General features: G+C 67.2%; 9 protein-coding genes and 1 pseudogene. 5 read left to right on the top strand and 5 right to left on the bottom strand.

Features of this window, described 5'->3' with window-relative positions; genetic code table 11:
* The first annotated feature begins 31 nt into the window (after positions 1-31).
* Positions 32-1021 (top strand): threonine/serine dehydratase, encoded by a 990-nt coding sequence (locus ACVW1C_RS34085; RefSeq protein ID WP_456762020.1) that lies wholly within the window; start codon positions 32-34, stop codon positions 1019-1021.
* A gap of 72 nt (positions 1022-1093) precedes the next feature.
* Here the strand turns inward: ACVW1C_RS34085 and ACVW1C_RS34090 are convergent, their stop codons facing one another.
* From ACVW1C_RS34090 to ACVW1C_RS34100, 3 genes and pseudogenes are all read right to left on the bottom strand, one after another.
* A complete protein-coding gene (locus ACVW1C_RS34090; RefSeq protein ID WP_456762021.1) occupies positions 1094-2653 on the bottom strand; it encodes a caspase family protein in 1560 nt (519 codons plus the stop codon).
* Between the two features lie 119 nt (positions 2654-2772).
* Positions 2773-3125: pseudogene (locus ACVW1C_RS34095) on the bottom strand (ADP-ribosylation/crystallin J1).
* Positions 3126-3135: 10 nt separating this feature from the next.
* Complete coding sequence (locus ACVW1C_RS34100; RefSeq protein WP_456762022.1) at positions 3136-4425, bottom strand: hypothetical protein; 1290 nt, start codon at positions 4423-4425, stop codon at positions 3136-3138.
* A gap of 75 nt (positions 4426-4500) precedes the next feature.
* Between ACVW1C_RS34100 and ACVW1C_RS34105 the strand changes: the two genes are divergently transcribed.
* Positions 4501-5700, top strand: coding sequence for an MFS transporter (locus ACVW1C_RS34105; RefSeq protein ID WP_456762023.1), 1200 nt, complete (start codon positions 4501-4503; stop codon positions 5698-5700).
* On the opposite strand, the gene dgcA is transcribed toward ACVW1C_RS34105, so the two are convergent.
* Positions 5670-6671: an N-acetyl-D-Glu racemase DgcA gene (gene dgcA, locus ACVW1C_RS34110; protein WP_456762024.1), complete on the bottom strand. Its 1002-nt coding sequence runs from the start codon at positions 6669-6671 to the stop codon at positions 5670-5672. The genes ACVW1C_RS34105 and dgcA overlap by 31 nt on opposite strands.
* A gap of 134 nt (positions 6672-6805) precedes the next feature.
* Here dgcA and ACVW1C_RS34115 point away from each other — a divergent pair, with 134 nt between their 5' ends.
* The 3 genes from ACVW1C_RS34115 to ACVW1C_RS34125 all read left to right on the top strand — a co-directional run bounded on the left by ACVW1C_RS34115 (position 6806) and on the right by ACVW1C_RS34125 (position 9709).
* Complete coding sequence (locus tag ACVW1C_RS34115; protein ID WP_456762025.1) at positions 6806-7939, top strand: MlaE family ABC transporter permease; 1134 nt, start codon at positions 6806-6808, stop codon at positions 7937-7939.
* Positions 7940-7941: 2 nt separating this feature from the next.
* Positions 7942-8712: an ABC transporter ATP-binding protein gene (locus tag ACVW1C_RS34120; protein WP_456762026.1), complete on the top strand. Its 771-nt coding sequence runs from the start codon at positions 7942-7944 to the stop codon at positions 8710-8712.
* Between the two features lie 121 nt (positions 8713-8833).
* The gene (locus tag ACVW1C_RS34125; protein WP_456762027.1) at positions 8834-9709 is read left to right on the top strand and encodes an MlaD family protein; all 876 of its coding nucleotides are present in this window, start codon (positions 8834-8836) and stop codon (positions 9707-9709) included.
* A gap of 256 nt (positions 9710-9965) precedes the next feature.
* On the opposite strand, the gene ACVW1C_RS34130 is transcribed toward ACVW1C_RS34125, so the two are convergent.
* Positions 9966-15884 carry an apolipoprotein A-IV repeat region-like domain-containing protein gene (locus ACVW1C_RS34130; protein ID WP_456762028.1) on the bottom strand — a complete coding sequence of 1973 codons (5919 nt, stop codon included), beginning with the start codon at positions 15882-15884 and terminating at the stop codon, positions 9966-9968.
* Positions 15885-15899: the final 15 nt, after the last annotated feature.

A 15899-nucleotide genomic window follows, 5' to 3' on the forward strand; every position in this document is an offset into this window, starting at 1 on the left:
GGGTTGCCCGCCGCCGCGATACAAATTGTGGATGACGGACATCACTCTCAATCCACCCGTCGCTGCCGCGGACATCGATGCCGCCGCAAGGGTGGTCGCGCCGTTCGCGGTGCGCACGCCGCTCCTGACTTTCCCCGTTCTCAACGAACGCGTCGGCACCCAGGTCTTCCTCAAGCCCGAGATGCTGCAACGGACCGGATCGTTCAAGTTCCGCGGCGCCTTCAACAAGCTCGCCTCTATACCGCAGGACAAGCGGAGCGGGGGCGTCGTCGCGTTCTCCTCGGGCAACCACGCCCAGGGCGTTGCCGCGGCGGCAAAGATCCTCAACATGCAGGCGACCATCGTGATGCCTGCGGACTCGCCTATCACCAAGCGTGAGCGAACCAAGTCCTATGGCGCCGAGGTCGTGCTGTACGATCGCGATCGCGACGACCGCGAGGCGATCGCCAATGGCATCGCCAGCAAGCGCGGCGCGACGTTGGTGCGTCCTTATGACGATCCCTTCGTGATCGCGGGCCAGGGCACCGCCGGCCGCGAGATCGCCGAGGACATGGCCGCGCTCGGGCTTGTGCCCGACATCGTGGTGGCGCCGGCTTCCGGCGGCGGCCTGATCGCGGGCGTTGCTACCGCAGTGAAGGCGAAGTATCCGCAGGCCCAGCTGATCGTTGCCGAGCCCGCGGGCTATGACGACCACGCTTTGTCGCTCAAGGTCGGCCATCGCGAGGCGCATCCGGTCGCGGCACGCACCATCTGCGATGCGCTGATGGCGATGATGCCGGGCGAGCTCACCTTCGCCATCAACAGCAAGCTGCTGGCAAACGGCGTCAGCGTCTCCGACGACGAGGTCGGTGCTGCCGTCGCCTTCGCCTATCGCGAGCTGAAGCTCGTGGTCGAGCCCGGCGGCGCGGTCGGGCTCGCGGCGCTGCTGGCGGGACGGATCGACGCCAAGGGCAAGAACGTCGTCATCGTGCTCTCGGGCGGCAATGTCGATGCCGACCTGTTTGCGAAGCTCGTCGCCTGAGGCCAATATCCTGAAACGAAACCGGGGCAGGGCGGTACTCGCTCTGCCCCCGTTTCGTTGTGGCGCGGCTGATCAGTGCCTGAAGCCGCCACGGTAGCCGCCGCCCATTGCGCCGAGATGTGAGCCGGACGGACGGGAGTGGAACGAGGCTTGGCTGCCGCCCGATCCCGTCCGGTTGACTCGCATGCTCTGGCGCTCGGCGCGGAAGTGCTGCCCGCTGTTATCTTTCATGATCCGGTTCGATGTGGTGTTGCCGGCATTGGCGCCAGGAAGGCCTGCGACCTTGCCCTTGCCGATTGAGCTTGGCATGCCGACCGGCTTCGCTCCGGGCGCGGGCATGGTCACGATCTTGCCGACGGCACCCTGCGCGCCGGCATTGATCGGCCGGAAGGCTGGACGACCGGAAAGCCGCGTGAACTGCATCAGCGGAATTGCTTTCGGCTGCATCTGCAGCTTCAACGCCGACTGCGCGTAGGGGCTGTTGCCGAAATTGTCGTGGAAGGTCTTGTAGGCGAACGGCGTGTTGGCAAGCACCGCCTTGTGCCATGCCGCGACCTGCAACCAGTTCGTCAGCAGGAAGCGAATGCGGTCGCAGAGCGGATCGCGCGGATAAAGCCGGATGAATTCCTCATAATAGTCCGGCCGCCCCTCGGAGAGCACGAAGTCATAGGCTTCGCGCACCGAGCGGTTCGGCAGGTTCGATGCCATCTGCACCACCGGGCCGTTCTCCGGCGCCCGCGCCGACGCGACCGCGGTGTCGCCGAAGAAATAGAAATCGGAGGTCAGGGACGAGCTTTCCCACGGCGTCTGGCGGCCGTCGGTCGTTGAGTTGACGTCGAGCCGAATGCGCTTGAACAGCTGCTCGATCGGCAGATTGGGCTCGCGCGCCAGGCGCAGGAAGGCGTTGGTGTAAGGGCTGTGGCCGTTGCTGCCGTCCTGCGCTTCCATGCCGGGGGCGGTCGAATAGCCGACGATCGAGCCGCTCGGGGCATCGACGACGGCAAGGCCGCGGCCGGCGTCGTTGACGTTGGGAAACGGGTTGTTGCGGCAGGCATCGAGCACCACGATGCGCATCCGGCTCGGGATGTTCTCGAGCGTGCCCATCACGTCGACGAGACGCACCGCATTGCCGTCGAGGTCGGACGGCGTTGCAATCTTGGCATCGACCGGAATCAGATAGTTCTCGCCGGCGAGCTGCACGCCGTGGCCGGCGTAGTAGATCATCGCGACCGTGCCGGGGCCGCGCGCCGCGACCTTGTCGGAGAAATCCTGCAACACCTTCACCATGTCGCCCTGCCTGAGGTCGGTCGCGGCGATCACCTCGAAGCCGGCCGCGTTCAACAGCTCGGCCATCGACTGCGCGTCGTTGCCGGGATTGGCGAGCTTTGGCGCATTCTCATAGTTCGCATTGCCGATCACGAGCGCGACGCGCTGCTCGGGGCCGCGGAGCGCGGCCGGCGCCGCTGCGGCGGGCGTCCCGGGCAAGACCGCTTGATCGATCGATTGTGCCGGCGTCTGCGCTGCGTTGCCGACGGTGACGCCGCTGGTCTCGGCAGATGCTGTGCCCGATACGCCGAGGCTCAACAGACCGAACAATGCGGCCGATATCATGATGGATGTCAGGCGGACCATCGCGCGCTCCCAAAAGCTGGTCCCGGTGCAGGACCGGTCGCGGCGAGGCTAGGCGCGGACACGCCCGCCGTACGTGAGCTGGGTCACGCTGCGCGGGTGGTCAATGGGAGCAAACCGCCTCAAGGAAAGCTGCGGATGACTTCGATCGGCCCGACGATTGCAGCATTGAATGCCGGCAGGTCCTCCGCCGGGATCCAGTATTCGAGATGCGCGTGGCCGCCAGCCTCCTGCACATCATAGTGGTCGATGAAGCTTCGCTTGACCTGAAACCGTGTGACGAATCCGGCGCCACTTGCGGGCACGTTCCAGTCTCGCGCGATCTTTGCGGCGTACTCTTCCGTCAGGACCGGATAGAAGATCGGTTGATCGAGAAGCCGGGCGGAAAGGCGCGCATGCCACTCTGCTCGATCAGCGCAAGCTCCTGGGGGCCCACAGGTCGCCAAAGAGTGATCGTGTCGGTTTCGTCGGGCATCGGACTGCGCTTAAGAGAAGAACGCGATCCTCTCGACTTGGCTCATACGGCGGATCGGTGCGAGCGGATCGTTGGCCGCGACGCTGGGCTTTTTCAGAAGGCCGCTCGCGATGATGGTCGAGCCGAGTGAGACTTCTGCTGCGGGAGCAGCGGCAGCCTCAACGGCGGGCGGGATGGGCGGCGGTACGGCGGCTGGAGCCGCGGCAACCGGTGCTGCAGCAATCGGCGCTGCGGCCATCGGTGGCGGCTCGACCTTGACCTCGACTTTCAGCTCGGGCGCCGGTGCGGGCTCGGGCTGAATGGCCGGTGCGACCATCTCGGGCTCGGCGGCCATTGCCTCGGCGATGCGCATCTCCTCGGCAAGGTGCATCTCTTCCGCGATCGCGTCTTCGTCGATCGGATCGGGCGCGCCCATCTCCATCGCGATGAGATCGAGCACCGCTTCGTCCTGGGCGTCAGCGGCGGCCTCGGTGACGCGGGCGAGCTCTGCGGCTTCGGCTTCGGCCAGCGCGGCCTCCGCCTTAAGCCATGCTTCGCTCGGCTCCGGCACCGCAGCCGTGGCAACCTCAGCGCTCGGCGTTGCAACGGCTTCCCGAGGCGGCGCGGGCGCCGTGGCGGCCATGGTGGCGTCGGGGGCAGCACTCTCGGCGGCAGCGCTTTCGGCCACCGGTGGCGGCGAGGGGGCAGCAGCGGGCGGTTCCGCAACCGGTGCTTCGGCCACATCAGGTTCGGCCGCGGGCGTCGCTGCCTGGTCCGGATCGAATTCGCTGAGCCGGCGGGCCAACGCCGCGAAGGCGGCATCCAGCACCGCCTTGGCGTCGTCCATCGAGACCTGGGTCGCGCCAGCCTCGATCGCGCTGGCCTGCGAATCGATGATGTCGCAGATCCGGCCGTCATTGCCGATCTCGCGCAGCCGCCAGGAGATCTCCCTGATCACCCGTACGCCCTTGCGCACCGGCGCGAGGTTCTGCTCGAAGCTGATGCCGTCGAGCGCCGCGATGGCCGAGGCCTGGGCGGCCTCGATCGCGCCGCGCAAGGCGGCCAGCGCCTGTGCCAGCTGCTCGTCCCTGATGGCCGCTGCGGCGGCTTGCCGCTGCGCGCTGAGGCTGTCCTCGATCCGCGCCACGGCATCGAGCACCATGCGGGTGTCGGCATTGCGGTTGCGCTTGGCATATTCGCCGAGGAACCAGCGGCCCCGCGAGGTCTCCATGAAGGCCGCGCTGATCGCAGCATAGTCCTCCTCGCTCGGCAGGGCCGCGCGGGCGGATATCGGCGACAGGGCGAATGCTTCTTCGGCCATCACAATCTCTCCGCGCAAATCACTGCGCGTTACGCTAACGATCACCACGATATCGCGCGAATCGCAATTGAATTGATGTCTTCCGAATCACAAATCCCCATCGCAGCCAAGGTCGCGCCGCGGCGATTCGCGCGCAGCCTCGCGGCATTCTATGCCACGACGTTCGGGATGACCGGGGTCCACCTGCCGTTTTTCACGGTGTGGCTGAAGGCGATCGGGATCGATGCCACCTGGATCGGCCTCATCACGGCGGTGCCGCCGGTGACGCGCTTCACCGTCCTGCCGCTGGTCACCGCGACCGCGGAGCGCCGCCAGATGCTGCGCGGCGCGATGATCGCCACGGGAATCGCGACCGCACTGGGCTTTGCCGTGATCGGCACCCAGCACCAGCCGTTGGTGCTGCTCGCGGTCTATGCGCTGACCTGCTGCGTGTGGACGCCGATGGTGCCGCTCACCGACGCCTACGCGCTGCGCGGCGTCAGGCAATTTGGCTTGAGCTACGGACCGTTGCGGCTGTGGGGCTCGGCCGCCTTCGCGGTCTGCGCGCTCATCAGCGGGTTCTTGCTCCGCTATGTCGCCGAGGTCGATCTGATCTGGATCATCACTGCCGTGACCGTGCTCGGCGCGCTGGTCGGGCTGACGCTGCGGCCGCTCGGCCGCCCGGTGGCCACCGTCGCGCACGCGGCCGGCGCGCCGAGGCTGCTGCGCAATCCGACTTTCCTCGCGATCATCGTCTCCTCGGCGCTGATCCAGGGCAGCCACGGCGCCTATTACATCTTCGCATCGATTGCCTGGCAGCAGGCCGGCTTCAGCGGCCTGACCATCGCGGTCCTCTGGGTGCTCGGTGTGATCGCCGAGATCGTGCTGTTTGCGGCCTCGCCGCGCTTCACGCTTCCATCGGCTGTCCTGGTGATGATTGCGGCCGCCAGCGCCGTGGCGCGCTGGGCGATCACCGCGCAGGATCCGCCGCTTGCGGTGCTGGCCGTGGTCCAGCTCGGACACGGCTTGAGCTTCGGCCTGACCCAGGTCGGCATCATGGGGCTGATGGTGCATCACGTGCCGGTTCATGTGATGGCGCGTGCGCAGGGCTATCTCACCGCCTGCGGCGGCATTGTCGCGAGCACCACGGCGATCGTCAGCGGCATGGTCTATGCGCGCTTCGGCCTCGGCGTCTACGATATGATGGCGGCGATGGCGGCCGTGGGCGGGCTGGTGATGTGGCTGGCGCGCAAGCGACTAACCCATCACCCCCAGAGCGCGGCGTCGGGCGGGTAGACCAGGCTGCCGTCGTACCGCAGGCCGTTGTCGCGGTCCTTGGCCAGCAGCAGCGGGCCGTCGAGATCGACGAAGCGCGCGGCTTGCGCGATCAGCATCGCCGGCGCCATCGCCAGCGAGGTCGCGACCATGCAGCCGATCATGATCTCGAAGCCGAGTGCGCGGGCGGCGTCCGCCATCGCGAGCGCTTCGGTCAGCCCGCCGGTCTTGTCGAGCTTGATGTTGACGGCGTCATAGCGACCGTGCAGGCCCTCGAGCGAGGCGCGGTCATGCACGCTCTCGTCGGCGCACACCGCAACCGGGCGCTTGATCCGCAGCAGCGCATCGTCCTTGCCCGCCGGCAGCGGCTGCTCGATCAGCGTGACGCCGGCATCGGCACAGGCCGCGAGATTGGCGGCGAGGTTGTCCTCGGTCCAGGCTTCATTGGCATCGACGACGAGTTCGGATGTCGGCGCCGCCTTGCGCACGGCGGCGATCCGGGCGGCGTCGCCATCGCCGCCGAGCTTGATCTTGAGCAGCGCGCGGTGCGCGGCCTTCGCGGTGGCCTCCGCCATCGCCTCGGGCGTCCCGAGCGAGATCGTATAGGCGGTGGTGCGCGGTTCGGGCGCGGGGCGGCCGAGCAGGTTCCAGATCCGCCTGCCGGCCCGTTTGGCCTCGAGGTCCGCAAGCGCGCAATCCAGCGCATTGCGGGCGGCGCCGGCGGGCATGCTGGCCTGCAAGGCGATGCGGTCCATACCGTTGGCGAGCGGCTCCTGCATCGCCTGGATCGCCTGCAGCGTCGCCTCGGGCGTTTCGCCATAGCGTGGGTAGGGCACGCATTCGCCGCGGCCGGTGAGGCCGCCCTGGCTCACCTCGGCAACCACGACGACGGCCTCGGTCTTGGCGCCACGGCTGATCGTGAAGGTTCCGGCGATCGGCCAGCGCTCGATCCGCCCTGTCAGGGAAACGGCTCCGGGAGGGGTGGAAGTCATTTTAAAGTCTACTATTTCCTGAACCGTAGCTTGCGACGCGCAACCAACTATGGCTGGTTAGTGGCAGATTCGACAAGCCGATCCGGCAAGCCGCCGGAGATCAACGGCCAGCCGGCTTGAGGGGTAGGCAAAAGGTGAGCGGCGACCCGACACTGGACCGGATAGCCCAAGGCGAAGGACTGGCGTTGTGTGCGGCGGGCAACTGGACAGCCCGCTTTGCGCCCGCGCTCGAGCGGATCGTCTCCGACGCCGAGAAACTGCGCGGCAGCCGTCCCCATATCTTCATCGACGTGTCGCAGGTCGCGAGCCTCGACACGTTCGGCGCGTGGCTGATCGAGCGGCTGCGCCGCAGCCTGAGCGACGCCAGCGCGGAAGCCGAGATCGCCGGCCTCTCCGCCAATTATTCCAGCCTGGTCGACGAGGTCCGCCGCGTCGGCCCCGCGCCCAGGGTCGTGAGCGAGGGGCTGTCGATCACGGGCATGCTCGAGCAGATCGGGCGCACCGTGGCCGGGATCGGCGGCACCATCATCGGTCTGATCGACATGCTCGGCGCGGTGATCGCCGCGACCGGCAATGTGCTGATCCATCCGCGCAGCTTCCGCCTGACCTCGACGGTGCATCACCTCGAGCAGGTGTGCTGGCGCGCAGTGCCGATCGTGGTGCTGATCACCTTCCTGATCGGCTGCATCATCTCGCAGCAGGGCATCTTCCATTTCCGCAGGTTCGGCGCCGACATCTTCGTGGTCGACATGCTGGGCGTGCTGGTGCTGCGCGAGATCGGCGTGCTGCTGGTCGCGATCATGGTCGCGGGCCGCTCCGGCTCGGCCTATACTGCCGAGCTCGGTTCGATGAAAATGCGCGAGGAGATCGACGCGCTGCGCACCATGGGCTTCGATCCGATCGAGGTCTTGATCCTGCCGCGCATGCTGGCGCTGGTGCTGGCGCTGCCGATCCTGGCCTTTCTCGGCGCGATGGCCGCGCTCTATGGCGGCGGCCTGGTGGCCTGGCTCTATGGCGGCGTCGATCCGGAGGCCTTCCTGCTCCGCCTTCGTGATGCCATATCGATCGACCATTTCATCGTCGGCATGGTCAAGGCGCCCGTGATGGCCGCGGTGATTGGCATCGTCGCCTGCGTCGAAGGGTTGGCGGTGCAAGGTTCGGCGGAGTCGCTCGGTCAGCACACCACCGCGTCGGTGGTGAAAGGGATCTTCTTCGTGATCGTGATGGACGGCGTGTTCGCGATCTTCTTCGCCTCGATCGGGATGTGATCATGGCCGAGCAGGACATCGACGCCATCATCCGGGTCCGCGACATCACTGTTCAATTCGGCAACACGCGGGTGCTCGACGGCCTCGACCTCGACGTCAAGCGCGGCGAGATCTTGGGCTTCGTCGGCCCGTCCGGTGCCGGCAAGTCGGTGCTGACGCGCACCATCATCGGCTTGGTGCCGAAGGTCGCCGGCCGCATCGAAGTGTTCGGCGTCGATCTCGATGCCGCGAGCTCGGCGCAGCGCCGTGCCGTCGAGCGGCGCTGGGGCATCCTGTTCCAGCAGGGCGCGCTGTTCTCCTCGCTCACTGTGCGCCAGAACATCCAGTTTCCGGCGCGCGAATACCTGCGCGTATCGCAGCGGCTGCTCGACGAGATCATGGTGGCGAAGCTGGTGATGGTCGGGCTGAAGCCCGAGGTCGCCGATCGCTATCCCTCGGAGCTGTCCGGCGGCATGATCAAGCGCGTCGCGCTGGCGCGCGCACTCGCGCTCGATCCCGAGCTCGTGTTTCTCGACGAGCCGACGTCGGGTCTCGACCCGATCGGCGCCGGCGATTTCGACGAGCTGGTGCGCACCCTGCAGCGCACTTTGGGACTGACCGTTTTCATGGTAACCCACGATCTCGACAGTCTATACACCGCGTGCGACCGTATCGCCGTTTTAGGGAACGGTAAGATCATTGCTGCAGGATCGATCGCCGACATGAAGGCATCGCAGCATCCGTGGCTGCAGCAATATTTCAACGGCAAGCGCGCCCGCGCCGTTGTGGCTTAGCCCATGATCCCGAAACGAAAAGACCGGTTTTCGGACGAGATCATGCGCCAACAAGGAATTCGAAGGGCTCGAACGCAGGCCGACTGCGCGAGCGCCCAAGAGTGATGAACGCGAGCAATTGATGGAAACGCGGGCGAACTACGTCTTGATCGGGGCTTTCACGCTGGCGGTAATCGCCGCGGCGTTCGGCTTCGTGCTCTGGTTCCAGAGCCTGCACACCACCAAGCAGCGCAGCCCCCTGCGGGTGATCTTCGAGGGGCCGGCGTCGGGCCTGCGCAATGGCGGCAATGTCAATTTTAACGGTATCCGGATAGGGGAAGTGGTCTCGGTCAAGCTCGACAATCCACGGCGCGTGGTCGCGCTGGCGATGATCGAGAACAACGCACCGCTGCGCAAGGACACCCTGGTCGGCCTCGAATTCCAGGGCCTGACCGGCGTCGCCGCGATCTCGCTGAAGGGCGGCGAGGAGGCCGCCCCGCCGGTGCCGCTGGATGAGGACGGCATCCCGGTTCTGACCGCCGACCCGAATGCGCTGCAGGACGTCACCGAGGCGATCCGCGCCACGCTGCAGAACGTCAACCGCATCGTCGCCGACAATCAGCAGTCGGTGAAGAATTCGCTGAAGAATCTCGAGGTCTTCACCCAGGCGCTGGCGCGCAATTCCGAGAAGATCGACGACGTCATGCTCAAAGTCGACGGCGTGATGGGCAAGGCCGACAATCTGATGCTGGGCCTCAATGCGATCGCGGGCGGCAACAATGGCAGCGAGCTGAATCTGATGGTGAAGTCGATCCGCGAGCTCGCCGACAACATCGACAAGCGGTCCAATCTCCTGATCAACGACGGCCGCCGCACGCTGTCCGACATCAGCCGCGCCGTGAACAATTTCGACCGCAACCCGAGCCGGGTGATCTTCGGCGGCAGCAACAACGCCGCACCGGAGCCCGCGCCGGCTCCGGCCGCAGCACCGGCCGGGCCGCGGCGCCGGCAGCAGTGACGCAGTGGGCGAATGGCGAGTGGCCAGTAGGGTTCGCCGCTATAGACGACCGTCATTGCGAGGAGCGTAGCGACGAAGCAATCCATTCTCCTGCAAGCGGCGAAATGGATTGCTTCGCTCCGCTCGCAATGACGGCGGCTGACGCGGTCACGCTGTACTCGATACGGTGTTCGCGAATCCATTCACGCTAGCCCAAACAAAAAACGGAGACCTTTCGGCCTCCGTTTTTCCATTCGCAACTCGCTGTTCGGCAACCTTACCCGAGTCGTCCCGCGGCGTGGGCGAGCAGGGTGTAGACCAGCCCGGTCTCCGAGGTCAGGTGGCCAGCCAGCTCCTGCTGGCCGCGGCCTTCGCGGGCCACTTCGTCGAGCAGGCGCTCGAATTCCGCGATGTAGCGGTCGACCGTCTGCTTGAAGCCGCGGTCGGCGCGGTACTTGCGGGCCACCTCGTCGAAGGCCTTCTGGCCGGCCGGCGTGTAGAGGCGCTTGGAGAACGCCTTGTTCTCGCCGCGCTGGTAGCGATCCCACATCTCGGCCGCGAGCGTGCGGTCCATCAGCCGGCCGATGTCGAGCGACAGCGACTCCAGCGGATTAGCGGCCGGCTGCTGCTGCGGACGCGGGCGCTGCTGGGTGTCGCGGCCCTGCGGGGCAGGCGGCGGCGCGTCGCTGCGGCTGAGCAGGTCGGACAGCCAACCATCGCCGTTGTTGGTGCTGGCCGGGCTGACCGACGGAGCCTCGGTGCGGCGCGAGGTCGCCATGCCGAGATCCGGCGGCGGCAGCGTCGAGGCGCTGTTGCCGTTATCCCGCATGCGCATGTCGCTGCGGCCACCGGCGGCAGCCATCACCGGCTCCTCGTGGCGGACGCTGGCGCGGCTGGACGAGACCACGTCGAGCCCGCGGCCGTGATGGGCGACGATGCGGTTCAGCTCGGCCAGGGCCTCGATCTGGTCGACGATCACCTTGCGCATCTGCGCGGTGTTTTCGGCGGCCTCCTGCGGCATTTCCAGCACGCCGCGGCGCAGCTCGTTGCGGGTGGCCTCGAGCTCGCTGTGCATCTCGCTCGCCATCTGCTTCATCGCCGCGACCATCGCGGAGAACTTCTCCGTCGATTCCTTGAACATCGCATCGGTCTCGGCGTTGCTCTGCTGGTAGAGCTCGTTCATCGCGTCGATGGTCTGCTGGCGCTCGTTCTCGGCCGCTTGGCGCACCGCCTCGAACTGCCTGCTGATCGCGGCCGAACCGGCGCCGGCGGTCTCCGCCACCACGCGCGCGATGTCGCGGGCGCGCTCCTCGGCGGCGCCGAGCGATTCATCGAGCAGACCGGTGAAGCGCGACAGCCGCTGGTCGAGATCGGTAGTGCGCAGGTCGATGGTCGTGACCAGCGATTCCAGCGCCGACTTGCGCTCGCTGACGGAGGCCGTCGTCGAACGGTTGGCCTGTTCGACCACGGCAGCCGCCTCGATCAGCGCCTTGCCATGGGCCTCGAACTGGCTCGACAGCTCGCCGAGATCTTCCAGCGCCTTGCCGGTCTTGCTGTTGAACACCGTGAGCTGGTCTTCCAGCGTCTGGGTCGCCACGCCGTTGCGCGAGGTGACGTCGTTCATGGCGGACACGAAGTCGGCCACGCGGGTCACCAGCGCGCGCTCCAGCGAGTTGAGGTTGTCATGGGCGCCGGTCAACACTTCCTGCAGCAGGATGTTGCCCTCGCGCAGCCGCTCGAACAGCGCGACCGTATCGGTGCGCAGGATCTTGCTGGTCTCCTGCATCTCCGTGACGGCCGAGATCGAGACCTGGCGCGACTGGTCGATCGCCGCGCGCGAGGCCTGCTCGAGCTCCTTGAGCGACTTCGCCACCGCACCGGTCGCCTGATCGCCGGCCGAGGTGATGTTGCGCGCGACATCGCCGCCATGTGCCGTCATCGACTGCGAGAAGGCTAGGCCGCGGGTTTCGATCGCCTTCAGCGCGTCCGCGGTGGCGCGATCCATGTCGTTCGACAGCTGCGCGGTCTTGGCGGTCAGCGCCTCGACCAGCGAGCCGCGGCGGCCGTCGACCATCTGCGACAGCCGCTCGGTCTGCTGCTGCACATAGGTGACGATCTCGTCGGTCTTGCCAGTCATGGCCGAGCCGAATGCGCTGGAAGCGGACAGCACCGAACGTTCGATGTCGGCGGAGGTCGTCTTGACCTTGGTCGTGACCTCGTTGGACATGTTGATCAGCGCGGCCTGTGCGTTCTGCGCAGAGGTCTGAATGTTGTCGGTGGTCTTGGCCGTGACCGACCCCAGCGCGCGCTCGATATCGGTCGAGAGGGTGCGGATCTGGGCGGCCGCGTCGGCGGAAGTCGCCGCAAACGAGCTCTGGGCCTCGCGGGCGCTGCCCAGGATGGTCTGTGCAGTTTCCGCGCTGGTCGTGGTCAGCGAGCGCTCGATCTCGACCGAAATCGCGCGGATCTGGGTTGCGGCCTCGTTGGACGTTGCCACGAACGAGTTCTGGGCATCGCGGGCGCTGCCGAGGATCGTCTGGGCGGTGTTGGTGCCGACCGACGTCAGGGTGCGCTCGACATCGGCTGCCAGCGACTTGACGTGGTTGGCCGCTTCGGTCGACGCGGTGACGAGGGTGTTCTGCGCCTCGCGAGCGCCGGCCGTCAGCATCTCGACGGTGCCGGAACCGGCCATCGACAGCGCGCGCTGGATATCGGCGGCAAGCGCCGTCACCTTTGTCGCAGACTCGGTAGATGCATTGACCAGCATGCTTTGGGCTTCACGCGCACCTGATGTGATCGATTCCGCGGTGGCGGAGCCGGCCATCGAGAGCGAGCGCTCCATGTCGGCCGCCAGCGTGCGGACCAGATCGGTGGCCTCGGTGGAGGCGCCGGCCAGCGTGCTCTGCGCCTCGCGCGCGGCGGCGACGACGGCTTCCGCGGTGGCGGAGCCTGCCATCGACAGCGAGCGCTCGATGTCGGCCGACAGGGTGCGGACCAGATTGGTGGCGTCGGTCGACGCGCCGGCCAGCGTGTTCTGGGCCTCGCGGGCGGAGGCGACGACGGCCTCCGCGGTCGCGGTGCCGGCGGTCGAGAGCGAGCGCTCCATGTCGGCCGCGAGCGTGCGGACCAGGTTGGTGGCTTCGGTCGACGCGCCGGCCAGCGTGCTCTGGGCCTCGCGGGCCGAGGCGACGACGGCTTCCGCGGTGGCGGAACCGGCCATCGAGAGCGAGCGCTCGACGTCGCTGGCGAGCGACTTCACCTGACCGGTGACGTCGGCCGACGTCGCGATCAGCGTAGTCTGGGCCTCGCGGGCACCGGTCATGATCGCTTCGGCGGCGGCTGAGCCGGACATCGACAGCGATTGCTCGACGTCGGCGGCCAGCGACTTGACCTGGCTTGCGGCTTCGATCGAGGCCGAGACCAGCGTGGTCTGCGCGTCGCGGGCACCCGACAGCACCGAGGCTGCGGTGGCGCTACCGGCCGCCTGCAGCGTGCGCTCGACGTCCTCCGACAGCGCCTTGATCTGCGAGGCGACGTCGCCGGATGCGGAGACCAGCGACACCTGGGCGTCGCGGGCACTGGTGAGGATCGAGTTGGCGGCGTTGGTGCCGACCGCGGTCAGCACGCTCTCGACCTCGGCGGAGCTCTGCTTGAGCTGGTTGCCGACATCCGCGGACACGGTGAGCAGCGCCTGCTGCGCGGTGCGCGCGCCGGTCTGGATGGTTTCGCTGGTGTTGACCACGAGGTTGGTCAGCGAGCGCTCGGCGTCCTCGACATGGGACTTGATGCTCGACGACAACATTTCGGCGCGGGACATCAGTTCCTCGCTCGCCTGGCGGCCGCTGCTCTCGATGCGGCCGGCGACGGCCTCGACGCGCGAGCCCAAGAGGTCCTCGAACTGCGCGACCCGGGTGTCGATGTCACCGGCGATGACGCCGACGCGGCTCTCGATGCCCTGCTGGATGTCGGCGAAGCGCGCCGAGATGGTGTCGGTCAGGTTCGAGCTATGACCGCTGATAGTCTCGACGAGGCGGGCGTTGTGACCGTTGATGGTATCGGCGAGGCGGGTGCTGTGGCCGTTGATGGTGTCGACCAGACGGTTGCTGTGGCCGTCGATGGTCTCGGCGACGCCGTTGATGCGATGGTCGACCGCGGCGATCGCCTGCACGGTGCCCTCGGTCAGGGTCGTGGTCAGCAGGCCGAGGCGCGAGTCGATCGAGTGGATCGCCTGGGTGGCGCCTTCGGTCAGCTGGGTCGCGAGTGTGCCGAGATGGCTGTCGATGGTGTCGGTGACCGACTTGGCGCGGCTCTCGAAGGTGACTTCGAGCGTCCGCATGCGGCCGTCGATCGCGTCATCCAGCGACTGCAGGCGGCCGTCGAACGAGCCGATCTTGGTGGCGAGCGAACTATCGAACGACGACAGCTTGTCGGTCAGCGAGGCGTCGAGGTTGGTGACGCGGCTGCCGAGCGTGGTCTCGAACTGCAGCAGGCGCTGGTCGAGCGAAGCGGTGATCTCGCCGCTATTCGTGGCGACGCGATGGTCGAAGGTGTCGACATAGGTCTTCAGGCTGTCGGCGATGTCCTGGGTCCGCTGGCCCATGCGCTCGACGATGTCGCCGCCGAACGTCTTCACGGTGCGGTCGAATTCCGAGATGTGGCGGGTGATCAGCGCGCCGAGCGTGCCGGAGTCGCGGGCGAATTTCTCGGCGAGCTCGCTGCCGTGGTTCTTCACCAGGTCGTCGAACGCGCTCATCTGCAGCGACAGCGAGTCGTGCGCGGTCTCGGTCTGGCCCACCACCTTGGCAACCAGCGAGTTGACGGTGACGTCGAGCGCCTCGCTCGCCCTGTCGCCGGACGTCATGATCTGGCCGGCGAGGCGGTTGCCGGCGTCGTCGATTTTGCTGACCAGGTCGTTGCTGCGCAGCTCGAGCTCGAGCAGCAGCGAGTCCGCGGAGTTCTTCAGGGAGTCGTGGACCTCCTCGGTGCGGTCGGAGATGCCGTCGACGATCGCAGACGAGCGCTGCTCGAACTCGCCGGTGATGCGGTCGATGCGTTCGTTCAGCATCTCGTGGACGCGGTCGGCCAGATCGACGAATTCGTCATGGACGTGACCGGTCTTGAAGTTGAGGCTGGTGGTGAGCCGCTCGGAGGCGTCCATCACCGCGCGCGTGGTCTCGGCGCTGGCTTCCTCGAGGCGGTCGAGCAGGTCGCCGCCGCGCTCGCCGAGCGCGAGGATCATGTTGTCGCCGGCATGGCTCAGTGCGGTCGTGATGTGCTGGCCGCGCTCTTCCAGCGCGCCGGTGATGCTCTTGGCGACCTCGTCGACGCGCGAGGCAATCGCGTCCGAGATCAGCGCGATGTCGTGGCGCAGGTCGATCTGCACGCCGGAGATCGCGCTGCGCACCTGCTCGGCCTGGCCGACCAGATTGTCGCGCTGGTGGGCGATGTCCTGCAGCAGCGCGCGGATGCGCACTTCATTGTCGGAATAGGCGCGCTCCAGCGCCGCCACCTCGTTGGCAACCAGGGTCTCGAGTTCGCCGGCGCGCGCGATCGCGCGTTCGACGCCGTCGCCCATCGCCGCGACCTCGCGGCGGATCGCCTGGCCGACCGTCACCATGGAATCGGCGGCGGCGTTTTCCGGCTCGGAGAATCGCATTGCGACCTGCGCCATCGATTGCGCGATCATCTGCATGCGCTGACCGTGCGAGGCGAGGCTGGCGAGATAATAGAACAGCAGCACCGGAACGGCGAACAGCGCGGCGAGGCCGGCGAGCACCAAGACGCCGGTGCCCTGGGCCATCGAAGCCTGCAGGGCCGGCCAGAACGCGATGGTGAGGATCACGCCGCCGAGCAGCCAGGCGCCGGAGCATACGAAAAACAACGTGAAGGCGTTGCGGGCGCGCCCTCCCTGCAGCGTCTGCAGCATCTGTCCGATGGTCTCGCGATCATCATTGGCGGCGCGGCGCGGCGCGCGCGGTTCCTGGATCGGCTCGAACACCGAACGATCGGTATTCGTGCGGGACTCGAACGATGCGGCTGAAAAATCCGGAGCTGACGGCGGCACGCTCGGCGGCGCGGCGCCTTCGTTGAGGGGGCTGCGGCTCTCCGCGCCTTGCTCGCTGATGTTGAGGGCTTCCTGGATGGCAGAAAGCGCGACTTCGGTGGGATCTTTGACCTTCTTGGGAGTGTTCGCCATGTTCAGTCTGACCCT

The sequence above is a fragment of the Bradyrhizobium sp. USDA 4011 genome (assembly GCF_054063415.1).

Coding starts and splice junctions, on each gene's coding strand:
- ACVW1C_RS34085 (WP_456762020.1), top strand. CDS start 32: ATGACGGACATCACTCTCAATCCACCCGTCGCTGCCGCGGACATCGAT.
- ACVW1C_RS34090 (WP_456762021.1), bottom strand. CDS start 2,653: ATGGTCCGCCTGACATCCATCATGATATCGGCCGCATTGTTCGGTCTG.
- ACVW1C_RS34100 (WP_456762022.1), bottom strand. CDS start 4,425: ATGGCCGAAGAAGCATTCGCCCTGTCGCCGATATCCGCCCGCGCGGCC.
- ACVW1C_RS34105 (WP_456762023.1), top strand. CDS start 4,501: ATGTCTTCCGAATCACAAATCCCCATCGCAGCCAAGGTCGCGCCGCGG.
- dgcA (WP_456762024.1), bottom strand. CDS start 6,671: ATGACTTCCACCCCTCCCGGAGCCGTTTCCCTGACAGGGCGGATCGAG.
- ACVW1C_RS34120 (WP_456762026.1), top strand. CDS start 7,942: ATGGCCGAGCAGGACATCGACGCCATCATCCGGGTCCGCGACATCACT.
- ACVW1C_RS34125 (WP_456762027.1), top strand. CDS start 8,834: ATGGAAACGCGGGCGAACTACGTCTTGATCGGGGCTTTCACGCTGGCG.
- ACVW1C_RS34130 (WP_456762028.1), bottom strand. CDS start 15,884: ATGGCGAACACTCCCAAGAAGGTCAAAGATCCCACCGAAGTCGCGCTT.